Raw genomic sequence first — 20,901 nt, forward strand, 5'->3', positions numbered from 1 at the left:
CCTGGACCTCACCCATGGCGCGAGCTCTCGATCTCTATTGCACGTTCCTGAAAGCCGTCATTGCCGCGTGCCTTGCGGTCATGGTGGTCCTGGTCTTCGGCAACGTCGTGCTGCGTTACGGTTTCAACTCCGGCATCACGATCTCCGAGGAGCTGTCGCGCTGGCTGCTGGTCTGGCTGACCTTCCTCGGCGCCATCGTCGCGATGCGCGAGCATGCCCATCTCGGCGTCGACACCCTGATCCGGATGCTGCCGGCCTCCGGAAAACGCATCTGCTTCGTCCTCAATTACTGCCTGATGCTGTTTGCCGACTGGCTGCTGCTCTCCGGCAGCTGGCGCCAGACCATCATCAACCTGGACGATCGCGCGCCGGCCACCGGTCTTTCGATGGGCATCTTCTACGCGGTCGGCGTGATCTTCGGCGTCTCGACCGCGATCATCCTTCTCCACGACCTGTACCGGGTGATCAGCGGGCAGGCGAGCGAGGAGGAGATGGTGGCGATCAGGGAATCGGAGGAGCAGTGATGTCCTCTATCGCGCTCGCGCCTGTTGATCGCCTTCGCGTCACCCGGATCATGCCATGACGATCGCCGTCTTCACCTTTTCGCTGCTCGGCGCCATGGCACTCGGCATGCCCATCGCCTTTGCGCTTCTCATCTGCGGCGTCGCCCTGATGAGCACGATCGACATGTTCGACGCCCAGATCGTGGCGCAGAACGTCATCAACGGCGCGGACAGCTTTCCGCTGATGGCCATCCCTTTCTTCATGCTCGCCGGCGAGATCATGAACAAGGGAGGGCTCGCCAAGCGCATCGTCAATGTCGCCCTCGTTGCAGTGGGGCATTTCCGCGGCGGTCTGGGCTACGTCACAATCCTGGCTGCCTGTATCCTGTCGTCCCTGTCAGGATCGGCGGCAGCCGACGCCGCAGCGCTGGCGGCGCTGCTGGTGCCGATGATGGTGGCGGCGGGACACAAGAAGAGCTACGCGGCGGGCCTGGTGGCCGCCGGCGGCGTCATCGGCCCGGTCATTCCGCCCAGCATCGGCTTCGTGATCTTCGGCGTGGCCGCGAACGTATCGATCTCCAAGCTGTTCCTCGCCGGCATCGTTCCCGGTCTCCTGCTTGGATTGGGCCTTTGCGTCGCCTGGTACTGGGTCGTGCGCAAGGAAGACCTGTCGCCGCCGCCGAGGTCGTCGCTGCGCGAAATCCTGCACGCCATCATCGACGGCTTCTGGGCGCTCATGCTGCCCGGGATCATCATCGTGGGCCTGCGCTTCGGCATCTTCACGCCGACCGAGGCCGGCGTCGTCGTCGCCGTCTATTCGCTGTTCGTCGCGACCTGCATCTATCGCGAGCTGAAATGGTCCGAGGTCTATGCGGTCCTGGTGTCGTCCGCAGTGACGACGAGCGTCGTCATGTTCCTGGTCGCCGCCGCGCTGGTGTCGTCCTGGCTCATCACGGTGTCGGAAATCTCCGCCCAGGTCGTCGACCTCCTGAAGCCCTTCATGGGAAACAACACGATCCTGATGCTCGCGATCATGGTCGTCGTGGTGATCGTGGGAACGGCGCTCGACATGACGCCGACGATCCTGATCCTGACGCCGATCCTGATGCCGATCATCAAGGCGGCGCATATCGACCCCGTCTATTTCGGCGTGCTCTTCATCATCAACAATTCAATCGGCCTGATCACGCCGCCGGTCGGTATCGTGCTCAACGTGGTTTGCGGCGTCTCCAGGATCAGCATGGAGGACATCATCAAGGGCGTCTGGCCCTTCATGATCGCCCAGCTGATCGTCTTGTTGGCGATGGTATTGTTCCCGGGACTGGTGACGATCCCGGCCAAATGGTTTGGCGGCTAGTCGCGTCGCGTTGGCAGAGGAGAGGCGAAAATGGTTGCACGGATCATGGTCCTCAATGGACCCAATCTCAACTTTCTGGGCATCCGGGAGCCGCATATCTACGGCCGGACGACGCTCAAGGAAATCGAGGACAGCTGCCAGGCCCTGGCCGACCAGCTCGGCGTGTCGATCTCGTTCCATCAAACCAACATGGAGGGCGAGCTCGTCAACTTGATCCAGTCCGGCCATGGCAAGGCGGATGCGATCATCATCAACCCCGCGGCCTATTCCTTCACTTCGATCGCGCTGATCGACGCGCTGAAGATCTTCGAGGGCGTGAAGATCGAGGTGCATATCTCCAACATCCATGCGCGCGACGAGCTTCACCGCCACTCGATCACGTCGGGCGCCTGTACGTCGGTCATTTGCGGCCTGGGTCCGTACGGGTATCTTGTCGCGATCCTGGCGGCCGTTCAACGGCTCGGACAATTGCCCGAAACGGTTCCGCCGGCCCTTCACGGGCTGGTAGCCGCGAGCAAGGCGTAAGGCAGGGAGGGCAGGGATGCGCGGAGCTGGATTTCTCGCCATCTGGAGCGACGTCGAGGCGCACGATCTGACCGATTACCGGCATTGGCTGACGCGCGAGCACACCACCGAGCGCGTGACGACCAGGGGTTTCCTGGCATCGCGTGTCTTCCGCGCTGCGCGGGACGACATCAACCGCTTCTTCATCCTGTACGAGCTGGAAGCGCCCGAGGTCCTCGACGGCGAGGCCTATCTGGCGCGGCTGAACGCGCCGACGCCGTGGTCGCAGCGCATCATGCCAAAACTCGGCAACTTCATACGGGGCGGGGGCGTCACGGTCGCGCGCGCAGGACGGGGCGAGGGAGCCACGATCGTGGCGCTGCGCGTCGAAACATTGCCAGCAGCCCCGCAGGAGCTGGCCGAGATGCTCGTTGCGTGCGACGGGGTCGCGGCCGTACAGATCGGCGCGACCGACGAGGCGCGAACATCGGTGCGGACGACCGAAAAGGGCATGCGCAAGGAGGAGGGGTTTTTCGCCGGGCTGCTGCTCGTCGAAGGGCTCGACGTGGGCTCGTTGCAGGGCGCCTTGAGCCAGCTGCGCACGATCGCGCCAGACGTCCTGAGCCGGGCAAGCGAGGCGGAAATCTACCAAGGCATGTTCGCGATCGACGCCCGTATTGCAGATGGTGCCTGATGGCAAGTTTCTCGCTCGCCGCCTTGACCGTGCTCGAGCTTTCGCCGCCCGAGATGATCGAGCTGGCCGCGCGCTGCGGTTACGGGAAAGTCGGGCTGAGGCTGTTGCCCGCAACGCCTGGCGGGGTTGCCTATCGCCTGATGGACGATGCAGCGCTGCTGCGGGAAACCTTGCACCGGTTGCAGTCGACGGGAGTTACCGTCGCCGATCTCGAGGTCGTTGCGTTCAGGCCGGAGACCGACGTTGCGTCCTTCACCGCCTTCTTCGAGACGGGCGCGCGCCTCGGCGCCAAGCACATCCTCGTCGCCGCGTATGATCCAGATCTGGCACGGTTCTCGGACCGCTACCGGGAGTTTTGCGAAGCTGCGGCAGGGTACGGGCTGACGTCCGATCTCGAATTCATGCCATGGACGAGCGTTCCGGACCTCAAGAGCGCGATGCGGATCGTCGCCGGGGCCGATCACCCCGCGGCCGGCATTCTGGTCGATGCCCTGCATTTCGATCGTTCGAAGAGCGCGCTCGCCGATCTCCGCACCATCCCGGCCGAACAGCTTCACTACTGGCAGCTCTGCGACGGCCCGGCCGAACGTCCGGCGACGACGGAGGAGCTCATCCACGCCGCGCGCGAAGAGCGGATGTTTCCGGGCGAGGGCGGTATCGATCTTGTTGGACTGACGCGGGCAATGCCGGACGGGTTGGCCATCAGCATCGAAGTTCCAACGGTTCAACTGGCGAAAAGCGCGAGCGCCGAAGCGCGGGCACGCCGGGCGCTCGAAGCCGGCAAAGCCCTGGTCGCGCGCGTGCGCGCGGCGTCGTGAAGAAAGGGGGACGGCATGCCGCAAGCCGGCCCTTCCTGGGACGCCGAGACCGATCTTTTGGTCATAGGTGCGGGTGCGGCGGGCATGACGGCCGCGCTGGTGGCCGCCCTCGAAGGCCTCGATGTCATCCTCTGCGAAAAGTCGGACATGGTCGGCGGGACAACCGCGACCTCGGCCGGAACGGTCTGGATCCCGGGCAACCGGCAGGGACAGCGTACCGGTACGCCCGACACGATCGAGGCCGCGCGCACCTATCTGGCCGCGATGCTTGGCGCGCATGCGACGGACGAACGCTTGGACACGTTCCTGAGGACGGGGCCGATCGTGCTCGATTATCTCGAGCAGAAAACGAGCGTCCGTTTCGTTGCTCCGCCGCTCCATCCCGATTACAAGCCCCTTCCGGGCGCAGCGATCGGCGGTCGGGCGCTCGGAGCCGTTCCATTCGACGGCCGCAAGCTCGGCGACGATTTTGCCCGCATCAGGCCGCCGCGCCGCGAGTTCATGGTTCTCGGCGGCATGATGGTCGGAAAGGCCGACATTCCATCGCTGCTGGCTCCGTTCCGTAACTGGACGAATTTTCGACACGCGAGCGGACTTCTTGCCCGGCATGCGCTGGATCGTATCAGCCATCGGCGCGGAACGCGCCTGATCATGGGCAATGCGCTCGTCGCAAGACTCTTTGACAGCATTCGCCGCGCCGGCGTCGATTTGCGGTTTGAGACGGGGCTGACCGAGCTGATCTGCGATGATGGCAAAGTCGTCGGCGCCGCCCTCTCATCTCCGGGGGGAAAGGTGGCCATACGCGCCCGCAAGGGCGTGATCCTGGCGACAGGCGGAATCGGCTGGAGCCGCGAACTGCGCCAAAGGTTGTTTCCAGAAGCGGCGCGCCGTATTTCGCTCGCGCCTTCGTCGAACACCGGAGACGGCATTCTCGCGGCCGAGCGCCTCGACGCCGTCATCGACCACGACCTCGATAGCCCGGGCTTGTGGATGCCGAGCTCGGTCATGGCACAGGCGGACGGCCATGTGTCGATCTTTCCGCACATCATGCTCGATCGCGCCAAGCCGGGACTGCTTGCGGTCGACACATCGGGCCGCCGTTTCGTGAATGAGGCCGATTCGTACCACGATTTTGTGGTGGCGATGTTGCGTTCCAACCTGTCGGCCGCGTCAGCTTCGCCGGCCTTCCTAATTTGTGACCATACCTTCATCAGGGATTTCGGCATCGGGCTGGTCCATCCCGGAACCCGGCGCTTGGGAGAGTTCTTGCAGACCAGCTATCTGATCGAGGGCGAAACGATCGCAGAGCTGGCGCAAAAAATCGGTGTCGATCGCGAGCAGCTTGCCGAGACGGTGGAGCGATACAACCGATATGCCGACGCTGGTGTCGACGAAGACTTCGGCCGTGGTTCGAGCACGTTGAATCGCTTCAACGGCGATCCCGACACCAAGCCCAATCCATGCCTGAGGCGGATCGGTCCGGGACCGTATTACGCGATGGCCGTATGGCCGTCGGATCTTGCCAGCAGCGCAGGTCTGCGCACGGATTCGCGCGCACGGGTATTGTCTCGCGATGGCAGACCCTTGTCTGGACTGTACGCGGCCGGCACCGATTCATCCTCGATTTTCCGCGGCACTTATCCCGGGCCCGGTACCATGATCGGCCCCGCCATCGTATTTGCCTGGTGTGCCGCGATGGATGCGGCCGGGCGCAGCTTTCCCGCCGAGTAGGGCTCCCGCATATCATCCCGATGAACCTTCGCGCCCCGCACCGGCACAAAGACTGGACATAGCTCCCGGTCTTTCGGACATCGCAATGAGATTGCTCGCCTTGCTCTGCCTGTTCACCTTCGTTGCGCCCGCACACGCGGCCACGCCCGAGCAGGCCTATTTCGACCTGCGCGACCGCAACATCGCGAAATTCTCGAAAGCCAAGGAGAGCGACGAGATCTACAAGCAGCATGACGCCGCGCTGAAGGAGCTGGCAGGCGTGCGGCGTGGCCTGGTGGGTCCGGTCACGATCAAGGGGCTGCCGGCCGAGGGCAAGTCGAACGTCGACACGCTGTTCAAGGGCGACGTCGGCTTCGGCCATCTCGACGGGCTGAGCTTCGCTTCGGAAGGCTACAAGACGCAGGCCGTTGCGACCACGACGACGCTGCTCAAGCACTGGCTGCGCGAGCATCGCGAGGACGGCATGCCGCAGGAGATCGGCGCCGCCTTCAAGTCGGATCGGTTCTATTACAATGCGATCCAGGACGCCGCCTTCGCGATCTATGCCGAACTGCCGATCACCAAGCCCGCGGGCGTGAGCGCCGCCGCGGCCGTGCTCGGCGTGCGCGGCAATGGCGGCCTGAAGGGGCTGCCGGACGAGATCGACGTGGTCGCGATCCACGGCGACAAGGTCTACTTCATCGCCACGTCGGACGCCGTGAAGACGGCGGAGATTCCAGCCTGCGAAAAGGTCTGGAAGCAGATGATGGCCAAGAAGATCCCGCAGGACGCCATGGCCCGCGAAGACCAGGCGATGAACGCCTATACCAAATGCTTCGCCAAGGAAGCTCCGAGCCAGAGCTGGTATGCGGCAGCGGTGAAGAAGGCGCAGGGACAGCTGGAGCTGCTGCCGCTGCGCTAGAGCATGACCGGTTCGGATTGAATCAGAACCGGAGCTCTAGCGTCGCGTTTTCATCCACTTCGCTCGAAAACGCTCCAGAGCGTACTACGGCTCAGAACGGATAATGCCGCGGCCCTGTCTGCACCGTGATCCAGCGCAGCTCGGTGAACTCGTCGATCGCCGCCTTGCCGCCGAAGCGGCCATAGCCGGACGCCTTGGTGCCGCCAAACGGCATCTGCGGCTCGTCGTGCACGGTGGGCGCGTTGACATGGCAGATGCCGGCCTCGATCCGCTTGGCGACGCCGAGGGCCCGCGCGATGTCGCGACCGAACACGGCGGAGGAGAGGCCATATTCGGTGTCGTTGGCGACCCGGACGGCCTCGTCCACGCCGCTGACGCGGACCACGGTCACGACCGGACCAAAACTTTCCTCGCCATAGATGCGCATCGCCGGCGTGACGTGATCGACGATCGTGGCCGGCATGATGGTGGCACTGCCGTGTCCGCCCGCCGCGACCACGGCGCCCTTGGCGACGGCGTCGTCGATCAGGCCCCTGACGCGGTCGCAGGCCGCGCCGCTGACGAGCGAGCCGAGCACCACATTCCCCTTGCTGGGATCGCCGAAGGGAAGGCCCTTGGCCTTGGCGGCGAACTTGGCGATGAAGGCGTCCGCCACCTTGTCGTCGACGACGATACGCTCCGTCGACATGCAGATCTGGCCCTGGTTCATGAAGGCTCCGAAAGCTGCGGCGTTCACGGCGGCGTCGAGCTCGGCATCGTCGAGGATGACGAGCGGAGCCTTGCCGCCGAGTTCCAGCAGCGCGCGCTTTAGGTGCTTGGCGCAAGCGAGCGCAATGAGGCGGCCGACCCGGGTCGAGCCGGTGAAGTTGACGCGGCGGATCGCGGGATGGGCGATCAACGCCTCGACGACGGCTTGCGCGTCTTCCGGCGCGTTGGTCACGACGTTGACGACGCCATCACCAAGGCCGGCTTCGGTGAGGCAGCTTCCGATCAGGCGGTGGACGCCGGGGCTCATCTCGGAGGCCTTCAGCACCACCGTGTTGCCGCAGGCGAGCGGCATCGCGACGGAGCGCACGCCGAGGATCACCGGCGCGTTCCACGGCGCAATGCCGAGCACGACGCCGACCGGCTGGCGGAAGGCCATGGCGAGATTGTCGGGCTTGTCGGTGGGAATGACTTCGCCCGATATCTGCGTCGTCATGGCCGCGGCCTCGCGCAGCATGCCTTCGGCGAGATGCACGTTGAAGCCCGCCCAGCCCGCGGTGGCGCCGGTCTCGGCCACCATCAGCGCGGTGAATTCCGGCGCCCGGCGCGCGAGGATGTCGGCGGCGACGCTCAGCCGCTTGCGGCGCTCGGAGGGACCGAGCTGCGACCAGGCCGGAAAGGCGGCGGCCGCCGCATCGGCGGCGCGCATCGCGTCCTCGATCGAAGCCGCCGCCACTGTTGTCGCGACCTCGCCGGAGATCGGATTGCGGCGCTGAAAGGTGCGCTGATTGCTGGCCGACTGGTCTTTGCCGCCGATGAGAAGGTCGATTGCGTTCACGGGACTCTCCATGGGGTGCTGGGAGGACTAGGTTGGTGTCGACGCGGCACGCGCCTTGCCGAGATAGGCGCGCTGAATTTCGGGATCGTTCTTCATCGCAGCCGCAGGACCACTGCCGGCGTTGCGACCGGACTCGATCAGATAGACCCGATCGGCGATGTCGAGGCTCGCGCGTGCGTTCTGCTCGACCAGGAGGACGCCGACGCCGCCGGCGCGGATCTGCGTCAGCGCGCGAAACATCTCTCGACTGAGCAGGGGCGACAGGCCGAGCGAGGGCTCGTCCAGGAGGAGGAGCAGCGGGTTCGACATCAGCGCGCGGCCGATCGCCACCATCTGCTGCTCCCCGCCGCTCATGGTGCGGACCGCCTGGGTCATGCGCTCGGCCAGGCGTGGGAACAGCTGGAGGATGTTCGCGAGGCGGGCTGCTTCGCCTGCGCGGGCCCGGGCAGGGTAGGCGCCGAGCTGCAAATTCTCGGCGACCGTCAACTCGCCGAAGACGCCGCGCCCTTCGGGCACCAAAGCGATGCCGCGTTCCACGATCAAATGGGCCGGCAGTTCGCCGATGTCCTGTCCGTCGAACCGGATCGTTGCGCCCGGGGCGGGCCTGACCAACCCGGCGATGCTCTTGAGCAGGGTCGACTTGCCGGCCCCGTTGGCGCCGAGGATCGCGACGATCTCGCCTTGACCGATGCCGAGCCCAATGTCGGCCAGGGCCTGGTGCTTGCCATAGAAATGGGAGAGGGCGGCGACCTCAAGCATCGTCACCTCCGAGATAGGCGGCGACGACTTTTGGATCGGCCAAAACCTCGTCCGGAGCACCGCGCGCGATCACGCTGCCGGCGTTCATGACGATGCAATGCCCGCACAACGCGCGGATGGCATCCATGACATGCTCGACCATGATGATGGTGAGGCCGCGCTCGCGCAGCTTTGCGATCAGCGCGATGCCGGCCTCGAGCTCGCTTGGATTGAGGCCCGCCAACCATTCGTCGAGCAGCACGAGGCGCGGCTGCAGCGCCAGCGCGCGGGCAAGCTCGAGACGCTTCTGATCGATATAGGTCAAGTCGCCCGCTTGCGCTTCGTGCATGGTGCCGAGCCCGACCAGGTCCAGCAGTTCGCTTGCCGTTGCATCCGAGCCGTTCGACGTGGAGAACAGCCGTGCCGCCGCGACGTTCTCGGCGACGGTGAGGTCCGGCATCACGCGCACCAGCTGGAAGGTGCGGGCAAGGCCCAGGCGCGCGATCTGGTGTGCTCGCAGGCCATTGAGGACGGTGCCACTGAACCGGATCGTGCCCGATGACGGCTTCAAGGCGCCGGACAGCGTATTGAGAAGCGTGGTCTTGCCGGAGCCGTTCGGGCCGATGACGCCGACGATCTCGCCGGGGGCGACCTGGAAGCTGACGCTATCGACGGCGCGCAACCCGCTGAACGACTTGCTGACGCCGTCGACCGCCAGCAACGGTGTATCCATGGTGCGGGCGGACGCCGCCGCGGGGCCGCCTGCCGGAACACGCCAGCGCCCGCCCCCGAACAGTCCGATCACCCCGTTCGGCAGCACCATGACGATGAGCACGAAGATGAGGCCGAGCACGATGCTGAAATGATTGGGCAGCGTCGCGGTCAGAACCTCGAACAGCAGGACCAGCGGGATGACACCCAGCACGGGACCGAACAGCGAGCCTGCGCCGCCCAGCAAGGCCATGATGACGACCTGGAACGAAATGGTCGGATTGAACGCGATGGCCGGATCGATATAGGTCCAGCGCGGCGCCATCACCGCGCCGGTCATCGCCATGAATGTCGCGCTCAGGATGAACACGCCGAGCTTGACCCGCGTCGCATCGATGCCGGAATGGCTGGCCGCGGTCTCGTCTGCGCCGATGGCGCGCAAGGCAAGCCCATAGCGCGAGCGCCCGAGCAGCCAGCCGACCAGGAAGACGAGCGCCGTCAGGCCAAGCAACTGCCAGTAGAGAATGTCCTGCGTCACGGCGCTGAAGAGGTAGCGGCCGACCGATTTGTGGATGTTGACCTCGTACCAGATCACAAGTTGCCGGATCAGCTCGGCAAGCCCGAAGGAGAAGATCACGAAATAGATGCCCGATAGCCGCAGCGTCGAGAGGCCGGTGATTGCGGCGGTCAGGGCGCCTATTCCCGCCGCGGCCAGCAGCACGATGGGCCAGGGCATGGTCTCGCCCAGCGCTGCGGCGGTGTAGGCGCCAAGGCCGAAGAAGGCGACGGTCGCAAGCGAGATGTAGCGGGTGGGACCTGAGAACATCGCCCAGGCCGTCGCCAGAATGGTGAAGTAGAGGACGCTGATGCCGAGCGCGAGATAATAGCCGTTGGCGTACAGCGGATAGGTGATAACCGCTGCAGCCACGGCAAGGCCGGCACCCCACAGCAATGTCCGGACGAGCGGCGTCATGACGTGGCTCTCCCGAACAGACCGGTCGGCTTGATCAGGAGCACGCCGAGAAACAGCGCGTAGGTGGCCGCCAGCGTCAGGCCCGGGTCGACCAGCCGCGCCACCGCTGTTTCGACCACACCGAGCAGCAGTCCCGCGACCAGCGCGCCCATCACGTTGCCGACGCCGCCCATGATGACAACGACCAGCGCCTTCATGGTGAAGACCACGCCCATGGCGGCATTGAAAGTTAGAAACATGCTGACCAGCACGCCGCCGACGGCGACGAGGCCGCCGCCGAATGCGAAGGCCAGCCCCGACAGCGCTGCGACGTCGATCCCCACGAGGCGCGCGGCATTCGCATCCACTGCGATGGCGCGGACGGCGGTCCCGATCCGGGTGCGGGTGAGGGCAAGATACACGGCGCCGCCGACCAGTGCCGCGAACAGCAGCGCGACCAGGCGATTGACCGCAAGCGTCGAGCCCATGATCGTCAGTGGAATGGAGAGATAGCTGTAACTGTAATACTGGCCGCCGAAGGCGACCAGCATGGCGCCCTGGATCACGAACAAGACGCCGAAAGTGACGAGGATGCTGTCGATCTCCTGCGCGCCTCTGTCCTTGCCCCGCCGCATCAGTCGCTCGAGCAGGAAGCGGTAGAGCAGCCAGTTCAGCACCATCGCGACGGGGACGGCCAATAGCAGCGCAGCCAGCGGGCTGAGGCCGAGACCGCTGTAGAGCGAGAACGCGCCGAAGGCGGCGGCGACCAGCGACTCCCCATAGGAGAGGTTCATGATGCGCGCCACGCCATATTGCAGCGTCAGCCCAAGCGCGATCAGCGCGTACATGCCGCCAAGCACGAGGCCCGGCAGGACGATGTCGACAACCAGCATGAAACAGGGTTCCTAGTGGACGGCGGCAGGCCGCGCAGCGCGCGGCCCGCCCGCCAGCCTTACTGCCACTGCGCCTTCGGCACGACCGGCGCACGCGCGCCCGGAAGCGAGGCGGGCGCGAGGGCGTAGAATTCGCCGTTCTGCCACTGGCCGACGCTCCAGACCTCCTGGAGCAGACCGTCCTTCAGCTTGACCTTGCCGATGATGGTGTCGAACGTTCCTGCGCGGATCTCGGCCGCGACTGCGGCGCGATCGAGCTTGCCGACCTTCTCGATCGCCTGCTGGAGCACCTGGAGGCTCGCATAGGTGATCGAGCTTGCCCAGCGATCAGGCTCCTTGCCGGTCGCGGCCTTGTGGCGCGCGAGATAGTCCTTCAGCTGCGGCGAGTCCGCGTTCCAGCCGCCGATCCCCATCACGCCGTCGCTGTTGGCGGCGAACTTGCCCTTGTACAGCGGGAAGGCGGTACCGACGCCGACATAGAAGACCTTCGGGTTGAACTTGAGCAGTTGCGCCTGCTCGGTCAGCGCGATCGTATCCGGCGGATAGCTGAAGGCGACGAACGCGTCCGGATTGGACGCGATGGCGTCCTTCAACAGGGGCTGAAGATCCTGTGTCCCCATCGGATAGGTCTTGTCGTAGGCGAGCTTGAAGCCGTGCTTCTTGAAGGCTTCGCGGCCCGCGGCGGACAACTCGATGCCGAACTGATCGGCGATGCTGACCATCGCGATGTTGGGCCCGATCTTGCCGTCGCTCTTCAATTTGCCGAGCAGATCGGCGAGCGCCTCGGAGATCTGCGCGGAGGTGCCGAGCCAGAAGGTCGCGTTCGACCAGCGCTTGGCCAACTCCGGGGCCTTGTCGGTCACCGACGTGACCGCGAGGTGGGGGTAGCCGAGACGGTTCAGCGTCGGGCCGACCGCGAGATTGAGGCCCGTGCTCCAGGGCGGAAGAATGAAATCGACCTTGTCCTGGTTGGCGAGGCGCTCGATCGCCTTGACGGCTTCCTCAGAGCTGCTGCGGTCGTCGTATTCGACCACTTCGATCGGCAGTTTCTTGTCGCCGACCTTGATGCCGCCGGCCGCGTTCACGTCCTTCACCCACAGCTCGTAATTGGGCAGGGTCGTGATGCCGGCACCACCGGCATAGGGGCCGGTCTTGGAGATGGCATAGCCGATCCGGATCTTCTCCTGTGCATCGGCTGTGGACGCGAAGGTCCCCAGCGCCGCGGCGAAAGCCGCAAGGCCAGTGACGCGCAGCAACGTTCGACGGTTCGCCGAAAACATGTCGATCCTCCCTCGTTTTCACTCGCGCGGTTGTCCGCAACGATGTGAGTGTCGTTTCCTCATGGTCCCGATTTCTCTTCGGCGCGGCTTCGATGGCCGGCTGCGATCGGGGACTTGACCTAGCAAGCACCGCAAGGTTTGTTCGCACAATGGACAAATCCGGTGAAAGATTGGACGTTTCTGGTCAGGGCTGGGAAGTGCGTCGAGGCGTCGCGGGGGTCAATCCGGTGCTGGGTCCCATAGCGGGGGGCGCCGCACCCGTCGGAGCCGAGCTGATCGGATCGCACTACGTGGCGCGGCGCTGGACGCTGACGTCAAGGTCGTCCCGACCCTTCATCCATTTGCTTTGCCTGCACGGCGGCGCCGCCGAGATCGGCCGGGCCGGCAAGTCGATGACATTGGCGGGACCCGCCATCGCCTGGCTGCCGGCCGGATCGGCCGAATATCTGGAGGTGTCGGCAGGAGCCATCGCCGAGCTGCTGCATCTGCGCACGGGCGTGTGGCATCGATACCTGCCGCCGTCGGCCGAGCCTGCGTACCTCGCACTCGAAGGCGCCGGCGGTATCATGGCGCTGCCGGTCGAGACCGATCTCGTCACGACCATGGCCCGTTCGATCGCGGCGATCGCGGATGAGATCGCAGCGCCCACGCGCAGTGGCGCAGCATCGATCATGTCGGCCGAGCTGACGCTGTGCGTCCTGCGCTTCTGGCGGCTGTTCTCCGGCGACAGTGACCGGGACGAGGAGGGCACCAGCACCGAGATCCTGAGCCGCTTCCGCAGGCTGCTCGAGGAGCGCTATCAGCAGCACCTGCGCGTCAGCGATTACGCCGGCCTCCTCGGCATGACGCCGGACCGCCTGCACGCCCTCTGCAGCCGCGAGCTGAAGCGTTCGCCGAGCGAGCTGATCCAGCAGCGCGTCGTCAAGGAAGCCGCGACCCGGCTGGAGGCCGGCACCGTCGCCGTCAAGCAGATCGCGTTCGCGCTCGGCTTCAAGGACACCGCCTATTTCAGCCGGTTCTTCCGCAAGCACACCGGCGAGGCACCGGGCGCATGGCGCCGACGCATCGCAGCGCGCGAGCGAGCCGGACGATCGAGACCGACGCTGAATTTTGCCGACTGGCCGTAAGCGCCCGCCCGCACAGCTAGCCTCCGCGCCGGATGTCCTCGGTCGCGCGTCTGAGGATGTCGTGGAGCCAGTTGTGTGCTGGCTCGCCCTCGATCCGTTCGTGCCACAACAGCCGGACCTCGACCGGGGTCGTGGCGTAGGGCAGCTCGTAAGCCGTGACGGCATGCGCGCGTTGGAACGCCCGCGCCAATGGACGGGGAACGATGGCCGCGAGTTCGGAGTCCGCGAGCAGGGCGGGCAGGGCCAGGAAATGCGGCAGCGAGACCGCTATGCGCGGCGGCCGGTCGCTTTCGGACAGGGCACGTTCGAGCGCGGCGCGGTCGTACATTTCCGATCGCCGGGCGAGTCCGCGCTCGGAGATGAAGCCGCCGATCGCTCCCTCCTGCTCGCCGCCGAAGGAGACGACGACCAGAGGCATGCGCGCGAGCGCCGCGTTGTCGATCCGGCCAAGCTTGCGCTTGCCGCCCGCGATCAGCACGTCGTCATATTCGAACAGCAGCGAGGTGCGGAAGCGGCTTGGCGGATCCGAGAACACGCCGATGGCGACGTCGATGCGACCGAGGTCGATCTGTTCGGCGAGGTCGATCCGTGTCACGGGCTTGATGATCAGGTCGATCGCCGGTGCCTCAAGTCTGAGGATCTTCAGGAGCGGTGTGGCCAGCACCATCGTGGTGAAGTCGTTGGCGGCGAGGGTGAACTGCCTGGTGGAGGCCGCCGGAACGAAGCGCGGCTGCTCGACCGCGGCCTCGAGCGATCGCAGGGCTTGCCGAACCTGCGGCGCCATCGTCAATGCGCGGGTCGTCGGCTGCATGCCGGTCGCCGTACGCACGAACAGATCGTCTTCCAGCATCTCGCGGAGCCGGGCGAGCGAATGGCTGACAGCAGATTGGCTGAGAGCCACCCTTTGGCTTGCCCGCAGCACGCTGCGTTCCTCCATCACGGCATCGAAGACCTTGAGCAAGTTCAGGTCGAGAGTCTTGAAGGAAACAGCCACGAGCAGCACACCGTCTCAAGGCGGATCGCGCGCCCGTTGCGTTACTGCGATCGCGTCCAGTTAAGGCCAACCACGCAGCCGACGCAACCGAGCAGGGCGCCCGGATCGCCCGGCCGTTCGCCTCACCAATCTGAAGGCGGTTCAGGATCACTCTGCAAGAGTTTCACTTCCGCAATCGCGCGATCCCGTCATGATCCCGGCGCCGGCTTTGGAGGAGACGGGCCATGAAATCCTACGGAATGTCGATCGGAGTTTTCGGACTAGCACTGGCGCTGTTCGCGGCGCCGGCCATTGCGCAGGATGGTCAGGTGAAGCTCGGCGTCCTCACCGACATGTCTTCGCTGTATGCCGACAATGGTGGCCAGGGCTCCGTGGTCGCGGCGCAAATGGCCGTCGACGACTTCGGCGGTCAGGTGCTCGGACGCAGCATCCAGATCGTCGCGGGAGACCACCAGAACAAGGCCGATGTGGGAGGGACGATCGCCCGACGCTGGATCGAAAACGAAAACGTCGAGGTCATTCTCGACGTGCCGAATTCTGCGGTCGCGCTGGCGGTGCAGGGCATCACACGCGACAAGAAGAAGCTGTTCCTCGCCACCGGCGCCGCGACATCGCGCCTGACTGGCGATGAATGCTCGCCGACCGGGATACACTGGACCTACGACACCTATGCGCTGTCGCAGGGAACGACGCGGGCGATGTCGCGCCTCGGCGCCAACTCCTGGTATTTCATCTCTGTCGACTATTCCCTCGGAGCCCAACTCGAGGCCGACAGCCGCAGCGTCATCAACGCCATGGGCGGCAGAGTGAGCGGCGCGGTGAAGCACCCGATCAACACACCGGATTTCTCGTCCTTTCTGCTGCAGGCGCAATCCTCGAAGGCGGACGTGATCGCGCTCGCCGATGCCGGCGGCGACTTCATCAACGCGGTCAAGCAGGCCGGCGAATTCGGCATCACGCAGCGACAGAAACTGGTCGCGCTGCTCGCCTTCATTGCGGACATCCACAGCCTCGGACTCCAGAGCGCCCAGGGCCTGATGCTGAGCTCGGCGTTCTACTGGGACCTGAACGATGACACGCGGGCCTGGTCGAAGCGCTTCATCGCCAAGACCCAAAAAGTGCCGACCATGATCCATGCCGGCACCTATGGCGCAGTGATGCACTATCTGAAGGCGGTTCAGGCCGCAGGCAAGCTGGATGGACCGACGGTCGCCGCCCGGATGCGCGACACGCCCGTGAACGACTTCATGACCAAAAATGGCCGGATCCGCGAGGACGGTCGGCTGGTCCGCGACATGTATCTGTTTCGCGTCAAGTCGCCCGAGCAGTCGAAGTACAAGTTCGACTATTACGAGCTGCTGGCAACGATCCCGGGCATCGAGGCTTTCCGGCCGATGGAGCGAGGCGGATGTCCGCTGGTGAAGCAGCCATGACCGGCGAGGGCGCGGCGACGCGCATCGACGAGATCATCGCGAGCCGCTTTGCGTGCCGCGACTTCTCAAGCGAACCGGTCGGGCGAGGGACCATCGAGCAGATTCTGCGCGTGGCGCGGTTTGCACCAAGCGGCGCCAATATCCAGCCCTGGCACGTCTACGTGCTGGCGGGCGAAGCCAAGGACCGGGTGTCGGCGGCGCTGGGCAAGGCGCACGACACCGCACGCAACCAGCATGCGTCGGAATACAGCTATTACGCCACCGACCTGCCCGAACCCTATTTGCAACGGCGTCAGGAGTTCGGCCGCCTGTTTTACGGCTCGCTCGGGATCGCCCAGACCGACATCGAAGCGAGAGGCCGCCAGACCGGCAAGAATTACGCGTTCTTCGGCGCGCCCGTCGGGCTGATCATCACCATCGATCGGCGGCTGGAGGTCGGTAGCTGGCTCGATCTCGGCATGTTCGTCCAGAACGTGCTGCTGGCCGCGGCAGGCCAGGGGCTTCAATCCTGTCCGCAGGAAACGTTCTCCAAATACCACCGGATCCTGCGTCCGCTGCTGGCGATCCCGGCGGAGCAAATGGTCGTGTGCGGCATTTCGATTGGCCGGGCCAGGGATCACATCGCCGGCAGGCTGATGCCGCGCGCGGACGTCACGCAGTTCGCCTCGTTCGCGGGCTTCGAAGAACAAAGTGCAACCCAACTGGAAAGGACAACGCCATGGGAAGCCGAGACGATCTGATTGCGTGCAGCATTCCGTTTCTGCGCGAGGTCAAGGACATGACGCCGGGCGCGGAGATGGAGCGGTGGCTCAACCAGACATACGGCGAGGGTAGCGAGCTCTACCAGGACCTGGCGCGCCTGATTAAGCTCGGGGTCGAGCAAGGCTGGGCCGCCAACCAGGAGGTCGAAGGTCCGAATTACCGGCGCAGCCGCATCCTGGAACCGGGGCCTGAAACGTTCCAGTTCAGCATCACGGCCGTCTACATGAACAGCACCGATCCACGCCGCTTCAAGGACGATGACGACCATGATGTGCTGCGCGGACAATATCACGGCCATCCCTATGGGGAGCTGAACCTGGTCGTGCCGCTGGACAAGGGCGCCGAGCTCAAGGGGCTGCAGGGCTGGCAGGGCCCCGGCTGGACCGCGCCCGATCCCGGCAGCCGTCACTATCCCGAAGTCCGCGGCGGCGCCGTCATCGCGCTGTTCTATTTGCCCGCCGGACGCATCTCCTACGACTTCGCGGCGCCGTCCTGATTGGCAACCCGTCGTCTCGGGTGGCTCCGTTCGCGGACCTTCACCCGAGATGAAGGCGGCCCGACCGAGGGGCCGCCCAGCTGGCCGTGAGTCGCGACAGCCGCGGCTCCGACGCGGACTGGCGGATACAGCTGGAGAGGGATTTCGACGGCCCAGACGACAAGCGGAGGCTCGCGCTCAGCCATATCCGTAATTCGCATAAGGTATATTATGGAATATATTTATATACAATCAGATCAGATGTTTAGGGAGAATTCCTGTCACGGCGCCTTCGCTTTGACCCCGTCTTCGCTTTGCGCCTCGACCATTCCCCCGGCTGTCAGCGGCTACTGTGCATGGGGTTGTTTTTCAGACTTTGAATCGGATCGATGTCTGCGAAAGCCGATATTGCCGTGACCTTGTCCGGCTGCAATAAGCGAGGCCTCGCGAGATCGCAGATGACCTTCTGACCTGACGTCCGTATAGGTTTGCATCTCAGAACAACAACAAACCTTCCGAGGAAGCAGACCCATGGTCCTTTCAACGCGCTTTTCCCGACGCACGCTTCTCAAGGCCTCCGCCGCGACCGCGGTCCTGGGCGGTATCGGTGCGCCCCATGTGGCCCGCGCCCAGAGCGCCGAGTTCACCTACAAATACGCCAACAACCTGCCCGACACCCATCCGCTGAACGTGCGCGCCAGGGAGATGGCGGCTGCGATCAAGAGCGAGACGAACGGCAAGTTCGACCTCCAGATCTTCCCGAACAACCAGCTTGGATCCGATACCGACATGCTGAGCCAGATCCGCTCCGGCGGCGTCGAGTTCTTCACGCTGTCGGGCCTGATCCTGTCGACCCTGGTGCCGGCGGCGTCCATCAACGGCATCGGCTTCGCATTCCCGGACTATGACACGGTCTGGAAGGCTATGGACGGCGATCTCGGCGCCCATGTCCGCGGCGAGATCAAGAAGGCCGGCCTCGAGGTCATGGACAAGATCTGGGACAACGGCTTCCGCCAGACCACGTCGTCGAGCAAGCCGATCACCGGGCCTGACGACCTCAAGGGCTTCAAGATCCGCGTGCCGGTGTCGCCGCTCTGGACCTCGATGTTCAAGGCGTTCGATGCGGCGCCCGCCTCGATCAATTTCAGCGAGGTCTATTCGGCGCTGCAGACCAAGATCGTCGAGGGCCAGGAAAACCCGCTGGCGATCATCTCGACCGCAAAGCTTTACGAGGTGCAGAAGTACTGCTCGCTGACCAATCACATGTGGGACGGCTTCTGGTTCCTGGCCAACCGCCGGGCCTGGGAAAAGCTCCCACAGGATGTGCGCTCCGTCGTCGCCAAGAACATCAACGCGGCTGCGGTCAAGGAGCGTGAGGATACCGCCAAGCTCAATGCCAACCTCCAGCAGGAGCTTGCGACCAAGGGCCTGACCTTCAACCAGCCGGCCGTAGGACCGTTCCGCGACAAGCTGCGGACTGCCGGCTTCTATGCCGAGTGGAAGGGCAAATATGGCGACCAGGCCTGGGATCTGCTGGAAAAGGCCGTGGGCAAGCTGTCGTAGAGCGTCGGGGCCGTCATGGCTCATGTCGAGGCCGAGGTAGTCGACGCGGCGGGCGAGGCGACTGTTCAGTCCCCTCGCCGACCTTCGTTGCTGGCATCGCTCGAGCGCGTGCTCGGTCTGATCGTCGAAATTCCGGCGGCGATCCTGGTCGTCGCCGAGATCGTGATCCTGTTTGCCGGCGTCGTCGCACGCTACGGCCTTCACCGGCCGCTGATCTGGTCGGACGAACTCGCCTCGATCCTGTTCCTGTGGCTGGCGATGCTCGGCGCGGCGGTGGCGTTCCGCCGCTCCGAGCACATGCGCATGACCGCGATCGTTGCGAGCGCCAGGCCGGCGATGCGGGCCTATCTCGATCTGGTCGCAACCTCGGCGGCGCTGGCGTTCCTGGCGCTGATCGTCTGGCCGTCCTTTGACTATGCCTATGAGGAAAGCTATATCACCACGCCGGCGCTGCAGATCTCCAATATGTGGCGCGCTGCCGCGCTGCCGGCCGGCATTGCCCTGATGGCGGCCTTTGCCTTGCTGCGGCTGCTGCGCGCGGCGGACTACCGGATGGTTGCGGCCGCCGTGCTGTCGGTCGTCGTCCTGGTCGGCCTGTTCTGGCTCGCGGAGCCCTTGCTGCGGCCGCTTGGCAATCTCAACCTCGTCATCTTCTTCGTCGGCGTTGCCGGCTTCTGTGTCTTTGCCGGCGTTCCCATTGCGTTCGGCTTCGGCCTCGCCATCTTCGGCTATCTGGCGCTGACCACGCGCACGCCGGTCATGGTGCTGGTCGGGCGGATGGACGAGGGCATGAGCCATCTCATCCTGCTCTCGGTGCCGCTGTTCGTGTTCCTGGGACTCCTGATCGAAATGACTGGCATGGCGCGGGCCATGGTGGCGTTCCTGGCCAGCCTGCTCGGCCATGTCCGCGGCGGCCTGCATTACGTTCTGGTCGGCGCCATGTACCTGGTCTCCGGCATCTCCGGCGCCAAGGCGGCCGACATGGCGGCCGTCGCGCCCGTGCTGTTCCCGGAAATGAAACAGCGCGGCGCCAAGCCCGGCGATCTGGTTGCGCTCCTTGCGGCCACTGGCGCTCAGACCGAGACCATTCCCCCAAGCCTCGTGCTGATCACGATCGGCTCGGTCACCGGCGTGTCGATCGCGGCGCTCTTCACCGGCGGCCTGTTGCCCGGAGTCGTGCTCGCGATCACGCTGTGCATGCTGGTGTGGTGGCGCTATCGCCACGAGGACATGAGCCACGTCCGCCGTGCCACGGGTGGCGAGATCGGCAGGACCTTCGTCGTCGCGCTGCCCGCGCTCGCGCTGCCCTTCGTGATCCGCTACGCCGTGGTCGAGGGCATCGCGACGGCCACCGAAGTCTCCACCATCGGTATCGTCTATGGCGCCGTGGTCGGCCTCCTCGTCTACCGCCGCTTCGACTGGCGGCGGCTGTTTCCGATGCTGGTCGAGACCGCGGCGCTGTCGGGCGCGATCCTGCTGATCATCGGCACCGCGACCGGCATGGCCTGGGGCCTGACCCAATCAGGCTTCTCGCGCTCCCTGGCGGCGGCCATGACCGGATTGCCCGGAGGAGCTGCGACCTTCATCGCCGTCTCCATCCTGGCCTTCGTCATTCTCGGCAGCGTGCTGGAGGGCATTCCGGCGATCGTGCTGTTCGGGCCGCTGCTGTTCCCGATCGCCCGCGCCGTCGGCGTGCACGAGGTGCACTATGCCATGGTGATCATTCTGGCCATGGGTATCGGACTATTCGCCCCGCCCTTCGGCGTCGGCTATTATGCCGCCTGCGCCATTGGACGCGTCGATCCGGCCGAAGGCATCAGGCCGATCTGGGGCTATCTGCTGGCGCTGCTGGTGGGATTGATCATCGTTGCGATCTTCCCCTGGATCTCGATCGGATTCCTTTGAGACGTTTTCAGGAGGGT

The 20,901-nt window shown here is 65.0% G+C and carries 19 protein-coding genes; 13 read left to right on the forward strand and 6 right to left on the reverse strand.

Translation table 11 applies throughout. From position 1 onward, the window contains the following. The first annotated feature begins 14 nt into the window (after window positions 1-14). The 7 genes from HAP40_RS19555 (at window position 15) to HAP40_RS19585 (ending at window position 6,508) form a co-directional block, all read left to right on the forward strand. Complete coding sequence (locus tag HAP40_RS19555) at window positions 15-524, forward strand: TRAP transporter small permease (protein ID WP_166816277.1); 510 nt, start codon at window positions 15-17, stop codon at window positions 522-524. Between the two features lie 55 nt (window positions 525-579). Further along, window positions 580-1,860 carry a TRAP transporter large permease gene (locus HAP40_RS19560; RefSeq protein WP_166816276.1) on the forward strand — a complete coding sequence of 427 codons (1,281 nt, stop codon included), beginning with the start codon at window positions 580-582 and terminating at the stop codon, window positions 1,858-1,860. Window positions 1,861-1,890: 30 nt separating this feature from the next. Then, window positions 1,891-2,385, forward strand: coding sequence for a type II 3-dehydroquinate dehydratase (locus tag HAP40_RS19565; RefSeq protein WP_166816275.1), 495 nt, complete (start codon window positions 1,891-1,893; stop codon window positions 2,383-2,385). A 16-nt stretch (window positions 2,386-2,401) separates the two neighbouring features. Then, window positions 2,402-3,058: a hypothetical protein gene (locus HAP40_RS19570; protein ID WP_166816274.1), complete on the forward strand. Its 657-nt coding sequence runs from the start codon at window positions 2,402-2,404 to the stop codon at window positions 3,056-3,058. Further along, window positions 3,058-3,876 (forward strand): sugar phosphate isomerase/epimerase family protein, encoded by an 819-nt coding sequence (locus HAP40_RS19575; RefSeq protein WP_166816273.1) that lies wholly within the window; start codon window positions 3,058-3,060, stop codon window positions 3,874-3,876. Before HAP40_RS19570 ends, HAP40_RS19575 begins: the two co-directional genes overlap by 1 nt. 15 nt (window positions 3,877-3,891) lie before the next feature. After that, complete coding sequence (locus HAP40_RS19580) at window positions 3,892-5,607, forward strand: FAD-dependent oxidoreductase (RefSeq protein ID WP_166816272.1); 1,716 nt, start codon at window positions 3,892-3,894, stop codon at window positions 5,605-5,607. Window positions 5,608-5,692: 85 nt separating this feature from the next. Continuing rightward, window positions 5,693-6,508, forward strand: a complete 816-nt coding sequence (locus HAP40_RS19585; RefSeq protein WP_166816271.1) for a hypothetical protein — start codon at window positions 5,693-5,695, stop codon at window positions 6,506-6,508. 91 nt (window positions 6,509-6,599) lie between these two features. Here the strand turns inward: HAP40_RS19585 and HAP40_RS19590 are convergent, their stop codons facing one another. The 5 genes from HAP40_RS19590 to HAP40_RS19610 are packed head-to-tail and all read right to left on the reverse strand — an operon-like array spanning window position 6,600 to window position 12,625. Continuing rightward, entirely contained in the window at window positions 6,600-8,063 is a 1,464-nt protein-coding gene (locus HAP40_RS19590) for an aldehyde dehydrogenase (protein WP_166816270.1), read from the reverse strand. Window positions 8,064-8,078: 15 nt separating this feature from the next. Next, on the reverse strand, window positions 8,079-8,810 hold the full coding sequence (locus tag HAP40_RS19595; RefSeq protein WP_166816269.1) for an ABC transporter ATP-binding protein: 732 nt from the start codon (window positions 8,808-8,810) through the stop codon (window positions 8,079-8,081). Continuing rightward, on the reverse strand, window positions 8,803-10,473 hold the full coding sequence (locus tag HAP40_RS19600) for an ABC transporter permease subunit (protein WP_208024758.1): 1,671 nt from the start codon (window positions 10,471-10,473) through the stop codon (window positions 8,803-8,805). Before HAP40_RS19600 ends, HAP40_RS19595 begins: the two co-directional genes overlap by 8 nt. Next, window positions 10,470-11,345: a branched-chain amino acid ABC transporter permease gene (locus HAP40_RS19605; RefSeq protein WP_166816268.1), complete on the reverse strand. Its 876-nt coding sequence runs from the start codon at window positions 11,343-11,345 to the stop codon at window positions 10,470-10,472. Before HAP40_RS19605 ends, HAP40_RS19600 begins: the two co-directional genes overlap by 4 nt. A gap of 59 nt (window positions 11,346-11,404) precedes the next feature. Further along, a complete protein-coding gene (locus HAP40_RS19610; RefSeq protein WP_166816267.1) occupies window positions 11,405-12,625 on the reverse strand; it encodes an amino acid ABC transporter substrate-binding protein in 1,221 nt (406 codons plus the stop codon). Window positions 12,626-12,852: 227 nt separating this feature from the next. On the opposite strand from HAP40_RS19610, the gene HAP40_RS19615 reads away from it, so the two are divergent. Continuing rightward, window positions 12,853-13,752 carry a helix-turn-helix domain-containing protein gene (locus HAP40_RS19615; RefSeq protein WP_246741075.1) on the forward strand — a complete coding sequence of 300 codons (900 nt, stop codon included), beginning with the start codon at window positions 12,853-12,855 and terminating at the stop codon, window positions 13,750-13,752. 16 nt (window positions 13,753-13,768) lie between these two features. Here HAP40_RS19615 and HAP40_RS19620 read toward each other — a convergent pair whose 3' ends face one another. Then, on the reverse strand, window positions 13,769-14,746 hold the full coding sequence (locus HAP40_RS19620; protein ID WP_166816265.1) for a LysR family transcriptional regulator: 978 nt from the start codon (window positions 14,744-14,746) through the stop codon (window positions 13,769-13,771). A 224-nt stretch (window positions 14,747-14,970) separates the two neighbouring features. Here HAP40_RS19620 and HAP40_RS19625 point away from each other — a divergent pair, with 224 nt between their 5' ends. The 5 genes from HAP40_RS19625 (at window position 14,971) to HAP40_RS19645 (ending at window position 20,884) form a co-directional block, all read left to right on the forward strand. Then, complete coding sequence (locus tag HAP40_RS19625; protein WP_166816264.1) at window positions 14,971-16,179, forward strand: ABC transporter substrate-binding protein; 1,209 nt, start codon at window positions 14,971-14,973, stop codon at window positions 16,177-16,179. Continuing rightward, window positions 16,176-16,919: a nitroreductase gene (locus HAP40_RS19630; protein ID WP_246741074.1), complete on the forward strand. Its 744-nt coding sequence runs from the start codon at window positions 16,176-16,178 to the stop codon at window positions 16,917-16,919. The genes HAP40_RS19625 and HAP40_RS19630 overlap by 4 nt, the downstream gene beginning before the upstream one ends. Then, on the forward strand, window positions 16,898-17,437 hold the full coding sequence (locus HAP40_RS19635; protein ID WP_166816262.1) for a DUF4863 family protein: 540 nt from the start codon (window positions 16,898-16,900) through the stop codon (window positions 17,435-17,437). The genes HAP40_RS19630 and HAP40_RS19635 overlap by 22 nt, the downstream gene beginning before the upstream one ends. 510 nt (window positions 17,438-17,947) lie before the next feature. Further along, the gene (locus HAP40_RS19640; protein ID WP_166816261.1) at window positions 17,948-18,979 is read left to right on the forward strand and encodes a TRAP transporter substrate-binding protein; all 1,032 of its coding nucleotides are present in this window, start codon (window positions 17,948-17,950) and stop codon (window positions 18,977-18,979) included. Window positions 18,980-18,994: 15 nt separating this feature from the next. After that, the gene (locus tag HAP40_RS19645; protein WP_166816260.1) at window positions 18,995-20,884 is read left to right on the forward strand and encodes a TRAP transporter large permease subunit; all 1,890 of its coding nucleotides are present in this window, start codon (window positions 18,995-18,997) and stop codon (window positions 20,882-20,884) included. The last annotated feature ends 17 nt before the right edge of the window (window positions 20,885-20,901 follow it).

Origin of the sequence: Bradyrhizobium sp. 1(2017), assembly GCF_011602485.2 — a bacterium.
Taxonomy (GTDB): domain Bacteria; phylum Pseudomonadota; class Alphaproteobacteria; order Rhizobiales; family Xanthobacteraceae; genus Bradyrhizobium.